17 protein-coding genes are annotated in these 16,459 nt (G+C 71.7%); 13 read left to right on the top strand and 4 right to left on the bottom strand.

Annotation, left to right across the window (positions count from 1 at the left end):
* The first annotated feature begins 19 nt into the window (after window positions 1–19).
* The 8 genes from AB0P08_RS02235 to AB0P08_RS02200 all read left to right on the top strand — a co-directional run bounded on the left by AB0P08_RS02235 (window position 20) and on the right by AB0P08_RS02200 (window position 7,469).
* The gene (locus tag AB0P08_RS02235; protein WP_363587863.1) at window positions 20–1,171 is read left to right on the top strand and encodes an AMP-binding protein; all 1,152 of its coding nucleotides are present in this window, start codon (window positions 20–22) and stop codon (window positions 1,169–1,171) included.
* A gap of 29 nt (window positions 1,172–1,200) precedes the next feature.
* On the top strand, window positions 1,201–1,992 hold the full coding sequence (locus tag AB0P08_RS02230) for a class I SAM-dependent methyltransferase (RefSeq protein ID WP_363587861.1): 792 nt from the start codon (window positions 1,201–1,203) through the stop codon (window positions 1,990–1,992).
* A 54-nt stretch (window positions 1,993–2,046) separates the two neighbouring features.
* Window positions 2,047–3,228: a sensor histidine kinase gene (locus AB0P08_RS02225; RefSeq protein ID WP_187663344.1), complete on the top strand. Its 1,182-nt coding sequence runs from the start codon at window positions 2,047–2,049 to the stop codon at window positions 3,226–3,228.
* Window positions 3,225–3,860, top strand: a complete 636-nt coding sequence (locus tag AB0P08_RS02220) for a response regulator (RefSeq protein WP_363587859.1) — start codon at window positions 3,225–3,227, stop codon at window positions 3,858–3,860. Before AB0P08_RS02225 ends, AB0P08_RS02220 begins: the two co-directional genes overlap by 4 nt.
* Window positions 3,861–4,027: 167 nt before the next feature.
* A complete protein-coding gene (locus AB0P08_RS02215) occupies window positions 4,028–4,789 on the top strand; it encodes an ABC transporter ATP-binding protein (RefSeq protein ID WP_136051761.1) in 762 nt (253 codons plus the stop codon).
* Window positions 4,786–6,246, top strand: coding sequence for an ABC transporter permease (locus AB0P08_RS02210; protein WP_363587857.1), 1,461 nt, complete (start codon window positions 4,786–4,788; stop codon window positions 6,244–6,246). Before AB0P08_RS02215 ends, AB0P08_RS02210 begins: the two co-directional genes overlap by 4 nt.
* Before the next feature lie 18 nt (window positions 6,247–6,264).
* Window positions 6,265–6,927, top strand: a complete 663-nt coding sequence (locus AB0P08_RS02205) for a 2-phosphosulfolactate phosphatase (protein ID WP_363587855.1) — start codon at window positions 6,265–6,267, stop codon at window positions 6,925–6,927.
* Window positions 6,928–6,953: 26 nt separating this feature from the next.
* Complete coding sequence (locus tag AB0P08_RS02200; protein WP_363587853.1) at window positions 6,954–7,469, top strand: DUF3054 domain-containing protein; 516 nt, start codon at window positions 6,954–6,956, stop codon at window positions 7,467–7,469.
* 31 nt (window positions 7,470–7,500) lie between these two features.
* Here the strand turns inward: AB0P08_RS02200 and AB0P08_RS02195 are convergent, their stop codons facing one another.
* The 4 genes from AB0P08_RS02195 to AB0P08_RS02180 form a co-directional block, all read right to left on the bottom strand.
* A complete protein-coding gene (locus tag AB0P08_RS02195) occupies window positions 7,501–7,989 on the bottom strand; it encodes a SprT-like domain-containing protein (RefSeq protein WP_363587851.1) in 489 nt (162 codons plus the stop codon).
* Between the two features lie 44 nt (window positions 7,990–8,033).
* Window positions 8,034–8,561: a hypothetical protein gene (locus AB0P08_RS02190; protein WP_187663349.1), complete on the bottom strand. Its 528-nt coding sequence runs from the start codon at window positions 8,559–8,561 to the stop codon at window positions 8,034–8,036.
* Window positions 8,562–8,642: 81 nt separating this feature from the next.
* A complete protein-coding gene (locus AB0P08_RS02185) occupies window positions 8,643–9,503 on the bottom strand; it encodes a spermidine synthase (protein ID WP_336501670.1) in 861 nt (286 codons plus the stop codon).
* Between the two features lie 31 nt (window positions 9,504–9,534).
* Window positions 9,535–10,800, bottom strand: coding sequence for an LCP family protein (locus AB0P08_RS02180; RefSeq protein ID WP_187663351.1), 1,266 nt, complete (start codon window positions 10,798–10,800; stop codon window positions 9,535–9,537).
* Between the two features lie 147 nt (window positions 10,801–10,947).
* On the opposite strand from AB0P08_RS02180, the gene AB0P08_RS02175 reads away from it, so the two are divergent.
* Genes AB0P08_RS02175 through AB0P08_RS02155 form a run of 5 tightly spaced genes read left to right on the top strand, consistent with a single transcriptional unit; the run spans window position 10,948 to window position 16,452 of the window.
* Window positions 10,948–12,237: a sugar ABC transporter substrate-binding protein gene (locus AB0P08_RS02175; RefSeq protein WP_259952977.1), complete on the top strand. Its 1,290-nt coding sequence runs from the start codon at window positions 10,948–10,950 to the stop codon at window positions 12,235–12,237.
* Between the two features lie 15 nt (window positions 12,238–12,252).
* Entirely contained in the window at window positions 12,253–13,227 is a 975-nt protein-coding gene (locus AB0P08_RS02170) for a carbohydrate ABC transporter permease (protein ID WP_187663353.1), read from the top strand.
* Entirely contained in the window at window positions 13,224–14,057 is an 834-nt protein-coding gene (locus tag AB0P08_RS02165) for a carbohydrate ABC transporter permease (protein WP_187663354.1), read from the top strand. Before AB0P08_RS02170 ends, AB0P08_RS02165 begins: the two co-directional genes overlap by 4 nt.
* Window positions 14,054–15,562, top strand: a complete 1,509-nt coding sequence (locus tag AB0P08_RS02160) for a glycoside hydrolase family 3 protein (RefSeq protein ID WP_363587848.1) — start codon at window positions 14,054–14,056, stop codon at window positions 15,560–15,562. Before AB0P08_RS02165 ends, AB0P08_RS02160 begins: the two co-directional genes overlap by 4 nt.
* 14 nt (window positions 15,563–15,576) lie before the next feature.
* Window positions 15,577–16,452: a MurR/RpiR family transcriptional regulator gene (locus AB0P08_RS02155; RefSeq protein WP_259952981.1), complete on the top strand. Its 876-nt coding sequence runs from the start codon at window positions 15,577–15,579 to the stop codon at window positions 16,450–16,452.
* Window positions 16,453–16,459: the final 7 nt, after the last annotated feature.

Here is a 16,459-nt window from a genome sequence, read left to right as displayed (position 1 = left end):
ACGAGAGACGGAGCCGACCGTGACCGCGCTGATCCCGACCGACGCCGAGGACACCACGCTGCTGCGGGAGGCGCTGCTCCGGGCGCTCGACGAGGGACCGGCTCTCGGGTTCGGCATGCTCGCCGACGCTCCGGCGGAGGTGGACGACGGCATCGCCGCAGTGATCGCGACCTCCGGATCCAGCGGCGTCCCGAAGCGGGTGGCGCTGAGCGGCGAGGCTTTGCGGGCGAGCGCGGAGGCCACCGCCGCCCGGATCGGCAGCGGGCGCTGGCTGCTCGCCCTGCCGGCCGGTTACGTCGCGGGGCTGCAAGTGATGGTGCGGTCGATCCTCGCGGGCACGGAGCCGACCCGGATCGCGGGGCGGTTCACGCCGCGCGCTTTCGCCGAGGCCACGCGGGGCATGCTGCACGCCACGACCGCCGGTGTCGTCCCCGCGCTCTACACCTCCCTCGTCCCGGCGCAGATCGCGACGCTGCTGGACGCGACAGGGGAGCCGGGAGTGCTCGCGGCACTGCAGGCCTATGAGGCGATCCTCGTCGGCGGGCAGGCGCTCCCGGATCCGCTGCGGGAGCGGGCGGCCGACCTCGGGGTCCGTCTCGTGCGGACCTATGGCTCGACGGAGACCAGTGGCGGCTGCGTGTACGACGGCGTCCCGCTCGACACCGTGCACGTCCGCGCCGTCGACGGGGAGCTGCGGATCGCCGGCCCCCTGCTCGCGGAGGGGTATCTCGGGGACCCGGCGCTGACCGCGCGCACGTTCGCCAGGGACGAGCACGGCATCCGCTGGTACCGGACGGGAGACCTCGGTCTCGTCGAGAACGGTGTGGTCCGCGTGCACGGCCGCGCCGACAACGTGATCGTGTCCGGCGGCATCAACATCTCGCTGGACCGGGTGGAGCGGATCGTGCGCTCGGTGCCCGGGCTGCATCAGGCCGTGGTCGTGGGCGTCGACGACGAGCGCTGGGGGGAGGCCTCGGTCATCGTCGCGGCGCGCGGGGAGGCCCTGCGGCGCAGCGAGTCCGAGCAGCTCGCCCAGGCCAGGGAGGCGGTGGCCCGCGAGATCGGCGCCCACGCGCGTCCGTCCCGTCTGATCCTCGTGGACGAGCTCGACGTCCTCTCCTCAGGCAAGCCCGACCGCGAGGCGATCCGCCGCATGGTCGCCTCCCTCTAGCCCGTCGACGGGAGTGCCAGACTGAGCGGATGGCCTCGTACACGCATGGACACCACGAATCCGTCCTCCGCTCGCACAGTGTGCGGGACATCGCGAACTCGGCGGCGTATCTGCGACCGCACCTCACGGCCGAGACCCGGCTCCTCGACGTGGGGGCGGGGCCCGGATCGATCACGGTGGACTTCGCGGGAGTGGTCGCGCACGTCACCGCGACCGAGATCGACGACGCCGCACTGTCCCTCTCGCGTGACCTCGCCGCGGCGCAGGGAGTCGCGAACATCGCCTTCTCCATCGAGGACGTGCACGCGCTGAGCTTCGCCGACGACTCCTTCGACGTCGTGCACGCGCACCAGGTGTTGCAGCACGTCGCCGATCCGGTGCAGGCGCTGCGGGAGATGCGTCGGGTCGCGAAGCCCGGGGGACTGATCGCCGCTCGGGACGCCGACTACGCGGGCTTCCTGTGGTTCCCTGTCCTGCCGGAGCTCGATCGCTGGCTCGCGCTGTACCGCGCCGCCGCCCGGGCGAACGGCGGAGAGCCGGACGCCGGGCGCCGCCTGCTGTCCTGGGCGCGGGCGGCGGGCTTCGAGGACGTCTCGGCGACCGCGTCGACCTGGTGCTACGCGACCTCGTCCGAGCGCGCCTGGTGGGGCGGGATGTGGGCCGACCGCATCCTGGAGTCGGCGCTCGCGCGGCAGCTCGTGGACCAGGGCATGGCCACGCGCGCCGATCTGCAGGAGATCAGCGACGCCTGGAAGCGCTGGGCCGACGACGGCGACGGCTGGTTCCTCGTGCCGCACGGGGAGATCCTCGCCCGCGCCTGACGGATACATCCCGCGACGGATGCCGGTCCCCGGGCGCTCGCGTAGCGTGGGGGAGTGATCCGTCCGCTGTCCCGTACCGGCCTCGTCCTCGACATCGTCGGGGCGGTGCTGCTGTTCGCGCTCCTGACGCCGCTCGGGGTCGTGTTCTACGCCCCGCAGCCGGAGCTGGCCGGCTCGTCCGCGGTGAACGTCATCGGGCTGATCTCGTCGTCGGTGTTCCTGTTCGGCGGGGTGGCGATCGGACGCCTCGCTCCCGGTCTCGCGCTCGCCGCCGCCTGGGCCGGAGCCATCGTGCAGATGCTCGCCGGCTTCGGACCGCTGCCGACCGACTTCGCGATCCTCCTCGTGCTGTACGCGACGTCCGCGTGGGGGTCGCGCCGCGTGCTCTGGTGGGGGTTCGGCTCCGTCATCGTGGGCGGCATCGTCGCTTCGCTGTACCTGGTCTTCGTCGGGGGCGTCGCGTTCGGCTCCGGCAGCGGGTGGGAGCTCGTCACCGGCGGCACTCTGCTCGTGGCGGCCTCGATCATGGCGCTCGGGTTCGCGTGGGTGTGCGGCCTCCTCTGGCGTGTCGTGCTGCGCAACCGGCGCACGCGCTCGGCGCAGCTGCAGGCCGAGGCCCTGGCCGCCGAGGAGCAGGAGCGGGTGCGCATCGCGCGGGATATGCATGATGTGGTCGCCCACTCGCTCGCGGTCGTCATCGCGCAGGCCGACGGCGCGCGCTACGCCGCGGCGGTGAAGCCCGAGATCGCGACGGAGGCCCTCGGCACGATCGCGCAGACCGCCCGCGGAGCCCTGAGCGACGTGCGGATGCTCCTCACCCAGCTCCGCCATCGGCAGGGGGACGGTCCGCAGCCGACCCTCGCCGACCTCGAGACGCTGTTCGCCCAGGTGCGCCAGGCCGGCATCGAGCCGCGGGTCACGGTCGACCCGATGCCTCCGGGGGAGCCACCGGGGGCGATCCAACTAGCCGTCTACCGGATCCTCCAGGAGGCGTTGACGAACGCGATCCGCCACGGCGACGGCGCGGTGGACGTGCATCTCGCGTGGCTCCCTGATCGCGTGGACATCGAGGTGCGCAACGCCATCTCGCCGGAGTCGACGCCGGGCGCGCCCGGGGGACACGGTCTGATCGGCATGCGCGAGCGGGCGCAGCTCGTGGGCGGTAGTCTGCAAGCCGAGCGCCGTGGTGCGCAGTTCGTCGTCCAGAGCAGCCTTCCGATCGGAGCCCCGCAGTGATCAGAGTCGTGCTCGTCGACGACCAGGCGCTGTTCCGTGCAGGTATCCGCATGCTCGTGGCCTCCCAGCCGGACCTCGAGGTCGTGGGGGAGGCGGGGAACGGGCAGGAGGCGCTCGCCGTGGTCGCCGCGACCCGGCCCGACGTGGTCCTCATGGACATCCGGATGCCGGTGATGGACGGGCTGACCGCGACCGCCGAGATCCTGTCCCGTCCGGAGCCCCCGCGCATCGTCATGCTCACCACGTTCGACCTCGACGAGGCGGCGGCGCGGGCGATCCGGCAGGGGGCGAGCGGCTTCCTCCTCAAAGACGCCGATCCGGAATTCCTGCTCGCGGCGATCCGGACGGTGCACGCGGGGTCGAGCGTCATCGCGGCGTCGGCGACCCGCGAGCTGTTCGAGCACTTCGCGGAGGCTCCGAAGCCGGTACCCTCGCAGTATGCCGAGTTGACGGAGCGGGAGCGGGAGATCTTCGCGCTCGCCGCCCGGGGCCTCTCGAACGCCGAGATCGCCGCGCGGGAGTTCCTCAGCGAGGCCACGGTGAAGACGCACATCAGCCGCATCCTCACGAAGCTCGCGCTCCGCGACCGTGTGCAGCTCGTCGTGTTCGCGTTCGAGCACGGCCTCGCCTGACGTCGACCGACCCCCTTCTGTTCGGCCCGGCCTTTTACGGCGGGCCGTAGCGGGGTGGGTCGAACGCACGGGGGTGGGTCGAGGGGAGGGGGATCATCCTCCCGATGTATCGGGATGCTCCCGGAGGGCGACGCGGGGGGACCGGGCGCGGAAATAGCGTCGGAAGCATGGAGATCACGACCACCGACCTCGGGCTCGCCGCCCGCGTCCAGCACCTGAAGAAGACCTACGGTTCGGGCGAGGGCACCGTCCGCGCGCTCGACGATGTGAGCGTCGGCATCCGCCGCGGACAGTTCACCGCCATCATGGGCCCGTCCGGATCCGGCAAGTCCACCCTCATGCACATCATGGCCGGCCTCGACAGCCCGACGGAGGGGCGAGCGTGGATCGGCGACACCGAGATCACCGGCCTCGGCGACCTCGACCTGACGATCCTGCGCCGCCGCCGCGTCGGGTTCATCTTCCAGGCGTTCAACCTCGTCCCCACGCTCGACGCCCTCGGCAACATCCTGCTGCCGTTCGAGCTCGACGGCCGTCGGCCCAGCGCCATCGAGCGGGCACGGATCGACGGTCTCATCGAGACGCTCGGCCTCGGCAAGCGCCTCGGGCACCGGCCGCACCAGCTCTCGGGTGGACAGCAGCAGCGCGTCGCGATCGCCCGCGCCCTCGCCACCGCCCCCGACCTGGTGTTCGCGGACGAGCCCACGGGCAACCTCGACTCCCAGACCGGACGGGAGGTGCTGCGCCTGCTCGCCTCCGCCAGCCGGGAGCACGGCCAGTCCATCGCGATGGTCACGCACGACGCGATCGCGGCCAGCCACGCCGACCGGGTGCTCTACCTCGGCGATGGGCGCATCGTCGCAGACCACCCGCGGCAGACCGCGGAGCAGATCTCCGCCTACATGCTCGCCGCGGAGGTGTCGGCATGACCGCGCTCACCACGGTCGTCCCGGAGACGCGGACGACCGGACCCCGGCTGGCCTGGCTCCGCGACCGCGGCATGGGCGCGAGCGTCCTCGTCGCCGCGCTGTCGTCGGCGTTCGGGGTGTTCCTCGTCGAGATCACGGCCTACATCGGCGCCGTGCTCCAGGCCGATCCGTTCATCGGCGACAGCGGCACGCTCGCGGTCGTCGTCGCGATCCTGTCGGTGCTGCTCACGGCGGTGGCGATGTACGTGGCGGCGATCGTCACGGCGAACACGTTCTCGACGATCATCGCGGGACGCACGCGGCAGATCGCGCTGATGCGTCTCATCGGGGCGACGGCGCGATCGCAGCGGGCGCAGGTCGGCCGGCAGGGCCTCGTCGTCGGGCTCCTCGGAGCAGGGCTGGGGCTGCTCGCCGGCCTCCTCCTCTCCGCGGCCGCCGTGCAGCTCGGTGGACAGCTCGTCGCCACCGCGCCGTCGTCCTTCTCGCTCGCGCAGCCCGCTCTCGCCCTTCCGGCGGTCGGCGTCGCGCTCACCACGTGGGCCGCCGCATGGGTGGGCTCCCGCCGCGTCCTCGCGGTGACCCCCCTGCAGGCTCTGGGCGGCGCGGTGGAGCGCACGCGCGACGAGGTCTCCGGGCGGAAGGGCCGCCATGTCGGTGCCTGGGTCCTGCTGATCTCCGGCGCGGCTCTGCTCGCCGGCGGCGTCGTCCTCGGACTCGTCACGCCGCTCGGTGTCGTGGTCGCGTTCTTCGGCGGCATCCTCTCCTTCACCGGGCTCGCCCTGGGGTCCGTGCTGTTCATGCCCCCGGTGCTCCGGCTCGTGGGGCGGATGTTCGGGTCGAGCGCGACCGCCCGTCTCGCGGCCGAGAACGCCCTGCGGTACCCGGAGCGGTCGTCGCGGATGGCCATCGGCGTCGTCATGGGCGTGACCCTGGTGACGATGTTCGCGGTGGCGCTGGAGTCGTCGAAGCGCCTCATGACGAGCCAGACCACGGAGGAGATCCCGGCCGAGTTCTTCGCGCCCTACGACGCCTTCGCGGCGATCATGATGGTGCTCGTCGCGGTCTCCGCGGTGATCGCGGCGGTCGGCCTCGTCAACCTCCTCACCATCGGCGTCGTGCAGCGTCGTCGCGAGCTGGGGCTGCTGCGCTCGATCGGCCTGTCCAACCGGCAGGTGCGCCGCATGGTGCTGCTGGAGGCGGCGCACATCACGGTGGCAGCCACCCTCACCGGGCTCGTGCTCGGGGTGCTCTACGGGTGGATCGCGGCCCAGTCGCTGCTGGGCTCCGTGCCGGTCCTGCCGGAGTTCACGCCCGCAGGGCTGATCGCCCCGCAGGTGCCGTGGCTCCCCGTGGTGATCATCGTCGCCGCGACGGCGCTCCTCACCCTCGTGGCCGCCGCGACGCCCACCCGGTTGGCGACCAGGGTGGCTCCGGTCGAGGCGCTCGCCGCCGACTGACGGCTCTAGGCTGGACGGATGCCATCGCCGTTCGATCAGTCCCCGTACCAGGTCCGACTCGACTGGGGGGTGTCAGGGCTCGCCCGCCTCGCCCCGGCCGACGTGGTCGTGGTGATCGACGTCCTCCGGTTCTCCTCGACGGTCGTCGATGCGGTGGCCGCGGGAACGGACGTCGACCTCTCGACAGCCCTCGGATGGTCGCGGAACGGGGCGGCGGTGGCCGATGCCGCCGCCTCGACCGGGGCCACCGTCCTGCTGGGCGCGATCCGCAACGCCGGTGCCGTGGCCAGGGCCGTGCAGGTCGAGCAGGAGCGCCGGCAGGGCCGCACCTCGGTGGCACTCATCCCGGCGGGGGAGCTCGACGCCGCGGGGGAGCTGCGCGTCGCGGTGGAGGACCAGCTCGGGGCCGGCGCGATCGCCGCGGCTCTGACCGATCTCGGCATCGACCACACGGCGCCGGACGCGGCCGTGGCAGCGGAGGGCTTCCGTGCCCTGCGGCGCGCGTTGAAGCACCTGATCGGGGCGACGGGTTCCGGACGCGAGCTGCAGGCCGGCGTCCCGGCCACCGATCGGATCCGGGCCGCCGGACTGGAGCCGACCAGCACCGCCGACGCGGCCGTCCTCGATGCCGCGGACACCGTCCCCGTCCTGCGCGACGGGCGGTTCACGCGCTACGAGTGAGCGCGCCTTCCGCGTAGGGTCGAGGAATGAGGTTCCTCCCCGCTCTCCTCGTCGACGCCGTCCTCGTCCTCGTCTTCGCCGCCATCGGCCGGGCCTCCCACCAGGAGGACCCGGCAGGGTTCCTTCTCACGGCCTGGCCCTTCCTCGTCGCCCTGCTGCTCGGGCACGCTGTCGCGGCGCTGCTCCCCGGGCGCCCGCGTCGGCCGTGGTCGCTGCCGTGGGGCGCGGTGGTCTGGGCGGTGACGGTCGTCGGCGGCATGCTGCTGCGGCTGCTCAGCGGAGACACCGCGGAGCTGCCCTTCGTCATCGTGGCGACGCTCGTGCTCGGCGTGTTCCTGCTCGGCTGGCGTGGGCTCACCGCGCTCGTCCGTCGCCGACGCGTGACCGCGGCGGCTGCGACGGGGGAGGACTCCGCCGTGCCCGCTCCGGAGGCCGCACCGGTCGCCGCAGAGGTGGCGCCGGATGATGAGGCGCACACGCCCGATGAGGAGAACCGATCCGCCTCCGATGAGCAGGCCCGTCCCGGCGGCCCGTCGGCCTGACACGGCTCCGCTCGCGCCGCTCCGGCAGGACTCAGCGCGGCGCCTGCGCCGCGAGCCGGGCGTCGGTGGTGATCTCACGACGCGTCCAGGCGAACAGGTGCTGCGCGTCGAATGTGCGGGAGCACCGGGCGCAGGACGTGGCTCGCGTCGGGCGCCGGTGGCGGTACGTGACGTGTCCGGCCGGGCATCGCCCCACCCAGGGGGCGAGCTCGACCGCGGTCTCCCCCTGATGCGTCGTGCCGCCGACGTAGCCCAGACCGCGCGCCACGCGCTTCCACGCCGGACCGTGCGCCGCCTTGTGCCCGGCGAGCGCGTGCGCGACCTCGTGCAGCAGCACCTGATGGATGTCGTCGTCCTCGAAACGTGCGGCGAGGTACCGCGACACGGTGATGCGCTTGCGCGTGTAGTCGCACTGCCCGGCGCGACGCTTGGCATGGTCGAAGTCGAACGACCAGCTGTCGTCGAGATGCAACCGGATCAGTGCCTCGCCCCAGACGCGCACGCGGTCAAGTTCCGCCATGCGCTCAGGCTAAGGCATGCCGCGGACACTCAGGCGCATCGGCGTCAGCCCGCGACGAGCTGCGCCGGACGACGACGCTCCACGGCCTCGATGGCCAGCAGCACCGTCTCGAGCTCGCGGTCCTCGGCGCCGGACTCGCGCCGCAGGAACAGCGACTGCTTGAAGCTCTCCCGCGCGGTCTCGTAGTCTCCCGCATCGTAGGCGTTCTTGCCGTGGTGCTGGTAGGCGAACGCGGCGATCGACAGCCAACGCTGGCCCTCGGCCTCCGTGGCGCAGGTGGCCAGCTCCTGCTCGGCGGCGGCGTGGGCCCCGCGGTACTGCAGGATCGTGGCGTGGAGCACGCGGGCGCGGAGCACGTCCTTGCGCGTGCCGGCCATGCGGGCCTGCCGCACGGCCTCGTCGGCGAGGACGAGGGCGTCGTCGAGGCGACCGAGCACCTTCAGCAGCCACACGCGCTCGAGCAGGGCGGGAAGGCTCCGCTGCTCCTCGATCTCGTCCAGGCGGGCGGCGCACTCATCGAGGTCGACGCGTTCGCGGAGGCTCTCCTGGTCGTATCCCCGGATCAAACTCATTGCTCTCCTTCCGCGCGTTCCCGCGACTGTCCCCGTCCAGTCTGCCTGCCGCTTCCGCGCTCCTCGGGGCGGCGCGCCCGGTCAGCGCAGGAACAGCGACGCATCCGGGCGCGGGGAGGCGACCGCGTCGGCATCGGTGACGATGCGGGCCCCCTGGAGGAAGGCGCGGGCCTCGTCCCCCTGGGCGATCTTCGCGGGGTGCGGGCCGGCGGCCAGCATCCGCGGCAGCCACTCCGTCGGCAGCGGCGCGGCGGATGCCGCCACCACGAGATTGCCGAAGCGGCGGCCCTTGAGCACCTGGGTGTCGGCGAGGATGCCGATCTCCGGAAGGACCTCGGCGATCGTCGCGGCCTGTCGACGGGCGAACGCGAGACCGGGGCCGTCGGCGACGTTGACCAGCAGCACCCCGCCGGGCGCGAGCAGCGCGGCGAGTTCGCGGTAGAACTCCACGCTCGTGAGGTGGGCGGGGGTCTGCGCGCCTGAGTACACGTCGGAGACGACGAGATCGCAGGCGGCGTGCAGGGCGGCCGGGAGCTTGCGGACTCCCTCCCTGGCATCGCCGATGCGCAGGCGGATCGCCGCCCCCTTCGGCAGCGGGAGGTGCTCGCGGACGAGCTGGACGAGCGGGGCCTCCAGCTCGATGACCTGCTGGCGGGACCCCGGCCGCGTCGCGTCGATGTAGCGGGGGATCGTCAGTGCGCCGGCGCCGAGGTGGACGGCCGTGAGCGGTCCGGGGCGGAGCTGGTCGATCACGGCGCCCATCCGCACGATGTACTCGAAGTGCAGGTGGGTGGGGTCGTCCAGATCGACATGGGACTGCGGGGTGTCGTCGACCACGAGCTCGAAGCCGCTCGTGAACTCGGAGGGGAGGATGCGGGCGATGCCGCCGTGGTCGAGACGGGTCTGCGGGTGCTCGGCATCCCGTGATCGCGTCCGTCCCATGTCGTCGAGCCTACGCCGCGCCCGCCTCGGGTCAGCGCTGGTTGCCCACCGCGCAGGTCTCCTGCTCGAGGGTCTGGCCCGAGACCTCCGGCGGGAGGGTCGCGCGGGCATCCGGCGTTGCGGTCGCCTCGGGACCGGGGTCCGACTCCGGGGCCGTGGGCGCCGTGGGCGCGGGGGTGACGAGCTCCACGCCGCGGTGCGTCGTCACGTCTCCGGTGAGCTGCAGCGGTTTGCCGGCCCGCACCGCATCCCAGAGCGCGGCGGCGGCGTCCTCGTCGGGCACGACCTTGTCATCGTCGAACGGGTCGACGACGTTCGGGTACTGCACGAAGGCGAAGTCGCCGAACCTCACGTCCTTGAGAGCGAGCGCGAGCTGCGCCAGCCGCAGCGGGTCGGCGAGCTCGTCGCTGGGGTCGATGTTGTCGGCGATGGCGTTCGTCAGCCGCAGGACCTTGGGGATGTCGGTCAGCGTCTCCTCGCTCAGCACCTTCTTGGCCAGTCGCGACATGTACTGCTGCTGATTGGAGATGCGGGCGAGGTCGCTCTCGTCCCCCACGCCGTGCCGGGTGCGGATGAACTGGAGCGCCTCCACGCCCGAGACCGTCCGCATGCCCGCCGGCCAGTCGATGCCCGTGTGGCGGTCGCGGATGCCGTCACCGGCGATGCAGACCTCGACCCCGCCTATCGCATCGGTGACGGCCATGACGCCGTCGAAGCTGATCTTGGCGGCGAACTCCACGGGGATGTCACCCAGTTCGCTCACGGTCTTCGCGATACAGGAGAGGCCGGCGTGCTCGAACAGCGAGTTCATCGATGCCTTCTCCATCGCCGACGCGACGGAGCCGTCCTCGCGGGTGCACTCCGGCACGGGCACGCCGAGGTCGCGGGGGAGGGAGACGACGGTCACGTTGCGCGGGGCAGCGGAGACGTGCACGAGGAGGTTCACGTCGTTCCGACTGAGGCCGTCCGCCTCGGCGCAGCGCTCATCGAAGAGCGCGGTGGCCTTCGGGCCGCATTCGTCCGTGCCCACGATGAGGATGCTGAAGGCCTTGTCGTCGGGATACGCGCCGAGGGTGGGCGGGTCGACCTGCGGTGCACCCTCCAGGGTGACGGCCCCGTCGCCCACGCGGTTGAAGACGTCCCAGACGAGGAACCCGGCGACCGCCGCGGTCGAGACGAGCACCACGGCGAGTCCGATCCCGAGCCCGCGGAGCACGCGGGATGCGCGTCCGCGTGCAGGGTGCGGGGCATGCCGGGGGAGTGGGCGGCGGTCGGCGTCAGATCCACGTCGGGGCATGCGGGGAGCCTACCCCGGAGGCCTGATGTTACGGCGGTGTGACGATTCTGGGAGGAACTTGCAGGGAATTAGTTAGTCGTGAATACTTTTTCCTATCCCCGGTACGCACCCGATGCACACCTGGACTTTCAAAGAGGAGATCCCCCCATGCACAAGCGCATTCTTCCGGCGGTGGCGCTCGGCGCCGTCGCCACGATCGCTCTGGCCGGCTGTGCCGGCGGCAGCGGTGACAACGGCTCGACCAACGGCGAGGGCCAGGAGCTGACCGTCTGGATCATGAAGGGGACCAACCCCGACGCGACCGCCTTCTACGACAAGGTCTCGGAGGCCTTCGAGGAGGAGACCGGTGCGAAGGTCACCATCGAGGAGATCCAGTGGGCCGACGCCCACGACCGCTTCGTGACCTCGATCGCCGGGAGCACGACCCCGGACATCGCCGAGACCGGCACCACCTGGACCGCGGAGTTCGCCGACGCTGGCGCGCTCCTCCCGCTCGACGAGTACGTCGACGCCGAGGACGGCCTGCGCGACGACCTCGTCGAGGGCCTCGCCGTCGCCGGCACCTACGAGGACGAGCTGTACGGCATGCCGTGGTACGCCGGCGTCCGCTCCATCGTCTACCGCACCGACGTGTTCGAGGAGCTCGGTCTCGAGGCTCCGAAGACCTGGGACGACATCGTCGCCGCGGGCGAGGCCATCAAGGCCGCCAAGCCCGACATGCTGCCCTTCCCCGTCGCGGGCGACGCCGAGTTCCAGGTCTACCCCTGGGTCTGGGGCGCCGGCGGCGAGATCGCCACGAAGGACGGCGACACCTGGACCAGCGAGCTCGACAGCGCCGAGTCGCAGGCCGGCATCGAGTTCTATACGGGTCTGGCCACCGAGCACGGCTTCTCGTCGGCCGGTGCGACCACGTGGAAGGAGACCGACCTCCGGGACGCCTTCACGCAGGGCAACGTCGCGATGATGCTCTCCGGCTCCTGGACGCCGAACGCCCTCATCGAGGCCAACCCCGAGCTCGAGGGCAAGATCGGCGCCGCCGTGATCCCCGGCCAGGACGGCGGCATCGCGCCCTCCGTGCTCGGCGGCTCGCACCTGTCGGTGTTCAACACCACGAAGAACGCCGACCTCGCGTGGGAGTTCGTCAAGCTCATGACCACCGGTGAGTTCGCCGAGCAGTGGTCCGACGAGACCGGCTACTTCCCGGGCGTCCAGTCCGCGATGGAGGAGGCCCTCGCCTCGACCGACCCGCTCGTCGCACCGTTCGCCGAGCAGATGGTCGACGGCGGCGCGTCCGTCCCGGTCACGCCGAACTTCGGCGCCGTGCAGGCGAAGAAGACCACCAACGCCATGATCCAGGCCATCCTCAGCGGGCAGAAGGACGTCGCGACCGCGACGAAGGACGCCGCTGCCGAGATGACCGAACTGCTCAACCAGTAAGGAACCATTCCTTCCATGTCGATGGTGCAAGCGCCACTGCCGGCCACGAAGGCGGAGCCCTCCTCCGCCTCCGTGGCCGGCGGCCGGAAGCGTCGGGGTCTCTCGATCGTCACGGCCCGCCCCTGGCTCCTCCTCGCCCCCGGGCTGATCATCCTCGCGGGGCTGATGCTCTGGCCGCTCGTGCAGGTGTTCCTCTACTCGCTGCAGGACTACGGTCTGCGCGAGATCAACACCGGTGAGAGCAACTGGATCGGGCTGGACAACTACGCCGAGGCGCTCACCAATCCGACCCTGTGGACGGTGGTGCTCCCCAACACGGTCGGCTTCGCGGCCGTCGCGGTGTTCACCACCGTCGCACTCGGAACCCTCGTGGCGCTGCTGCTGGCGCGGCTGGGCACCGTGTGGCGCACCATCGTCTCCAGCTGCATCATGGTCGCGTGGGCGATGCCCGCCGTGACCGGCACGTACGTCTGGACCTTCATCTTCGATGCCGACCGCGGCATCTTCAACAGCGTCCTGCAGGACCTCGGCCTCATCGACGGTCAGGTCAACTGGTTCACCAACCAGTGGTCGTTCTACGCGATCGTGCTGCTGAACGTCGTCCACCACGGCTTCCCGTTCGTGGCCATCACCGTGCTCGCCGGCCTCCTGGGCGTCTCGAAGGAGATGCTCGAGGCCGCGGCGCTCGACGGGGCCGGCGCGTGGCGCCGCTTCTGGAAGATCATCTTCCCGACGCTCAAGCCCGTCTTCTCCGTCGTCATCATCCTGTCGACGATCTGGGACTTCAAGGTCTTCGCGCAGGTCTACCTCATGCCCGGCGGCAGCGGCGGCAACCGTCAGGTGCTCAACCTCGGCGTGTGGTCGTACGTGGAGTCGTTCGGTCAGAACCGCTACGGGTTCGGCGCCGCGCTCGCGGTGCTGCTGACCCTCGTGCTGATCGGCATCACGATCGTCTACATCCGCTCCCTCATGAAGGAGGACGAGCTGTGAACCCCCGCCCCAGGCTCCGGTCGCGCATCGGACTCGGCATCGGCGTCGCCGCCGTCCTCATCTTCACGCTGTTCCCCGTCTACTGGATGGTCTCCAGCGCGTTCGACGGCAAGGCCTCCAGCGGTGGGCAGTCGCTCCTCCCGCAGGAGTTCACGTGGGACAACTTCGCCTTCGTGCTCACCGAGGGCGGCTTCGGCACCTACCTGCGCAACTCCGCCATCGTGGCCCTCGTCACGGTGCTCGTCAGCGCGATCGTCTGCCTGCTCGCGGCGGTCGCCGTGGCGCGGTTCCGCTTCAAGTTCCGCACCACGGTCCTGATGATGATCCTCGTGGTGCAGATGGTGCCGCTCGAGGCCCTGGTCATCCCGCTGTTCCTCCAGGTGAAGAGCCTCGGCCTGCTGAACAGCATCATCGGCCTCATGGTGGTCTACGTGGCGCTGTCGCTCGCGTTCGGCATCTGGATGCTGCGCGGCTTCGTCGCGGCCGTCCCGGTCGAGCTCGAGGAGGCCGCCTACATCGACGGCGCGAGCTGGTGGCGGATGTTCCGCTCCATCCTGCTGCCCCTGGTGATGCCCGGCCTCGTCGCGACGAGCATCTTCAGCTTCATCACGGCGTGGAACGAGTTCATCTTCGCCATGACGATCCTCGGCGCGCAGACCGACCAGTACACGGTCTCGATCGGGCTCAAGTCGTTCTTCGGCCTGTACTCGAACGACTGGGGCAGCATCATGGCCGCCTCCACGATCATCACCGTGCCCGTCATGATCTTCTTCGTCATCGTGCAGCGCCGGCTCTCCGCCGGCATGGTCGCGGGAGCGGTGAAGGGATGACCGACGAGCTCGAGCGCCTCGCGAACGGCGTGCTCTGGCCCGGGTTCCTCGGCACCACGGCGCCCGCCTGGCTCGTGGAGGAGCTGCGCGACGGCCTGGCCGGAGTCGTGTACTTCGGACAGAACGTGGGAGAGGGACTGCCCGCGCTGAGTGCGCAGATCCTCGACGCGAACCCGGACGCCCTGATCGGCGTGGACGAGGAGGGCGGCAGCGTCACGCGGCTGGAGTCCGGGAGCGGCTCGACCCTTCCCGGCGCCGCGCAGCTCGGTGCCCTCGACGACGTGGTCGCGTCGGAGCGGACCGGCGCGGAACTCGCCCGTCGCGTGCGCGCCGTCGGTGCGAACGTGGTGCTCGGTCCGGTCGCCGACGTCAACACCGACCCGCGCAACCCCGTCATCGGCGTGCGCTCGTTCGGATCCGACGAGGCGCGGGTGACGCGCCACGTCGTCGCCACGGTCGACGGCATCCAGGACGGCGGCGTCGCCGCGTGCGTCAAGCACTTCCCCGGTCACGGCGACACCCACCTCGACTCGCACCACGCGCTTCCCGAGATCGCGCTCGACGTGGCCGAGTACGAGCGTGTGCACCTCGAGCCGTTCCGGGCAGCCGTCGAAGCGGGCGTCGACGCGATCATGACCGCGCACATCGTCGTTCCCGCGTGGGGCGCGCAGCCGGCGACCCTCAACCCGCGCGTGCTCGGCATGCTGCGGGAGTGGGGCTTCCGGGGCGTCATCATCACCGACGCGCTGGACATGGCCGCGATCCGCGAGACCGTCGGACTCGGCGGGGGCGCCGCCCTCGCTCTGGCTGCCGGTGCCGACCTCCTGTGCATCGGAAACCCGACCAACCCCGGCGATGCCGCCCTTCCCGACCAGGACCGCCGCGACTTCCTCGCCGCCCGCGACGGGATCGTGGCCGCGCTGCGTGACGGCTCGCTCTCCCGGGAGCGCGTCGAGGAGGCCGCCGCACGGGTGTCGGCCCTCGCCACCCGGCTGCGCACGAGCGATGCCTCGGACGAGGAGATCGCCGCGTTCGACGCCGCCGAGATCGTCCGTCGGTCCGTGTCGCTGACCGGCGACACCCCCGAGGCCGCGACTGCCCTGGCGGTGATCGACGCCCGACGTCGCTCGACGCTCGCGGTGGACAGCGCCGCCTCCTACGTGGCCGAAGCGCTCGCGGGAGACGGCGTCCGGGTGCGGCTCGACGTGGCCGCGAGCACCGTGGACGAGCAGGACGCCGTGATCGACGAGGTCGCCGCGGCGACCGGCACGACGGTCGTCCTCGTGGACCGGCCGGATGCGGAGCCGGCGCAGCGCGCACTCATCGAGCGGGCCGCGCTCCGGGATCCGGGAGCGGTCGTGGTGAACGTCGGCCTGCCCGTACAGGAGCCGCTGCCGCTGCCCACCATCGAGGTCGGTGCCGCCAGCCGGCTCGGCGCTCAGACCGCGCGGGACGCGCTCCTCGGCCGCTTCGTGCCCCGACAGAGGACGACCGCCGCCGGTTGAGACGGGATCAGCGCATGGACGACGACGTTCTGGCCGTGGTGCGACGCTCCCTCCCCAAGCTCAGCGCGGCGGAGGGACGCGTCGCCGAGAGGATCCTCGGGGACCCCACCCTCGTGGTGGACCTCGCGATCAACGACCTCGCGCAGCTCTGCCAGACCTCGCTCTCGACCGTCGCCCGGTTCGCGCAGTCGTTGGGCTACAGCGGCTATCGGGAACTCCGGGTGGCCGTCGCCCGCGCGGTCACCCTCGCACAGGCGCAGCAGGCCCGCTTCGGACTCGATTCCACGGCTATCGACCGGGACGACGGGCCGGCCGCGATCGCCGCGAAGCTCGCCGCGCAGGAGATCGACGCGATCGAGAAGACGGCACGGGCCCTGGACGCGGACGCCCTCGACCGGGTCGCGCGGGCGGTGGTCGTCGCCCGGCACATCGACCTGTTCGGGCAGGCGGCGTCGTCGCTGACCGCCCAGGATCTCCAGCTCAAGCTGTCCCGGATCGGCTGCTCGGTGACCCACTCGGCCGATCCGCACCTCGCGATCACCGCGGCCTCGTTGCGGTCGTCCGCCGACGTGGCGATCGCCTTCTCACACGGCGGCGAGACGGCCGAGACGGTCCGCGCCCTGGAGGTCGCGCGGGCCACGGGTGCGCTCGCGGTGGCGGTGACGAGCGCTGCGGACTCCCCGCTCGCGGCCATCGCCGACGTCGTGCTCCTCAGCCAGGCCCAGGAGTCGCCGTTCCGGATGGCCGCCATGTCGAGCCGCATCGCGCAGCTCGCGCTCATCGATGTGCTCTTCGTGCGGATCGTGCAGCACCGGGGCGAGCACGTCGCGGTGTCGCTGCAGCGCACGCACGACGCGGTCCCGCCGCGGCGTGGACGTCACGCGGACTGAGGTCGCC

It is taken from the genome of Microbacterium meiriae (assembly GCF_040686935.1).
GTDB classification, from domain to species: Bacteria; Actinomycetota; Actinomycetes; order Actinomycetales; family Microbacteriaceae; genus Microbacterium; species Microbacterium meiriae.
Note: the sequence above shows the minus strand (reverse complement) of the source record. Positions and strands in the feature narration are given on the sequence as shown.

Excerpts from the sequence above, each read along its gene's own strand:
- AB0P08_RS02230 (WP_363587861.1), top strand. The coding sequence starts at position 1,201 with ATGGCCTCGTACACGCATGGACACCACGAATCCGTCCTCCGCTCGCAC.
- AB0P08_RS02215 (WP_136051761.1), top strand. The coding sequence starts at position 4,028 with ATGGAGATCACGACCACCGACCTCGGGCTCGCCGCCCGCGTCCAGCAC.
- AB0P08_RS02210 (WP_363587857.1), top strand. The coding sequence starts at position 4,786 with ATGACCGCGCTCACCACGGTCGTCCCGGAGACGCGGACGACCGGACCC.
- AB0P08_RS02205 (WP_363587855.1), top strand. The coding sequence starts at position 6,265 with ATGCCATCGCCGTTCGATCAGTCCCCGTACCAGGTCCGACTCGACTGG.
- AB0P08_RS02200 (WP_363587853.1), top strand. The coding sequence starts at position 6,954 with ATGAGGTTCCTCCCCGCTCTCCTCGTCGACGCCGTCCTCGTCCTCGTC.
- AB0P08_RS02195 (WP_363587851.1), bottom strand. The coding sequence starts at position 7,989 with ATGGCGGAACTTGACCGCGTGCGCGTCTGGGGCGAGGCACTGATCCGG.
- AB0P08_RS02190 (WP_187663349.1), bottom strand. The coding sequence starts at position 8,561 with ATGAGTTTGATCCGGGGATACGACCAGGAGAGCCTCCGCGAACGCGTC.
- AB0P08_RS02185 (WP_336501670.1), bottom strand. The coding sequence starts at position 9,503 with ATGGGACGGACGCGATCACGGGATGCCGAGCACCCGCAGACCCGTCTC.
- AB0P08_RS02180 (WP_187663351.1), bottom strand. The coding sequence starts at position 10,800 with ATGCCCCGACGTGGATCTGACGCCGACCGCCGCCCACTCCCCCGGCAT.
- AB0P08_RS02175 (WP_259952977.1), top strand. The coding sequence starts at position 10,948 with ATGCACAAGCGCATTCTTCCGGCGGTGGCGCTCGGCGCCGTCGCCACG.
- AB0P08_RS02170 (WP_187663353.1), top strand. The coding sequence starts at position 12,253 with ATGTCGATGGTGCAAGCGCCACTGCCGGCCACGAAGGCGGAGCCCTCC.
- AB0P08_RS02160 (WP_363587848.1), top strand. The coding sequence starts at position 14,054 with ATGACCGACGAGCTCGAGCGCCTCGCGAACGGCGTGCTCTGGCCCGGG.
- AB0P08_RS02155 (WP_259952981.1), top strand. The coding sequence starts at position 15,577 with ATGGACGACGACGTTCTGGCCGTGGTGCGACGCTCCCTCCCCAAGCTC.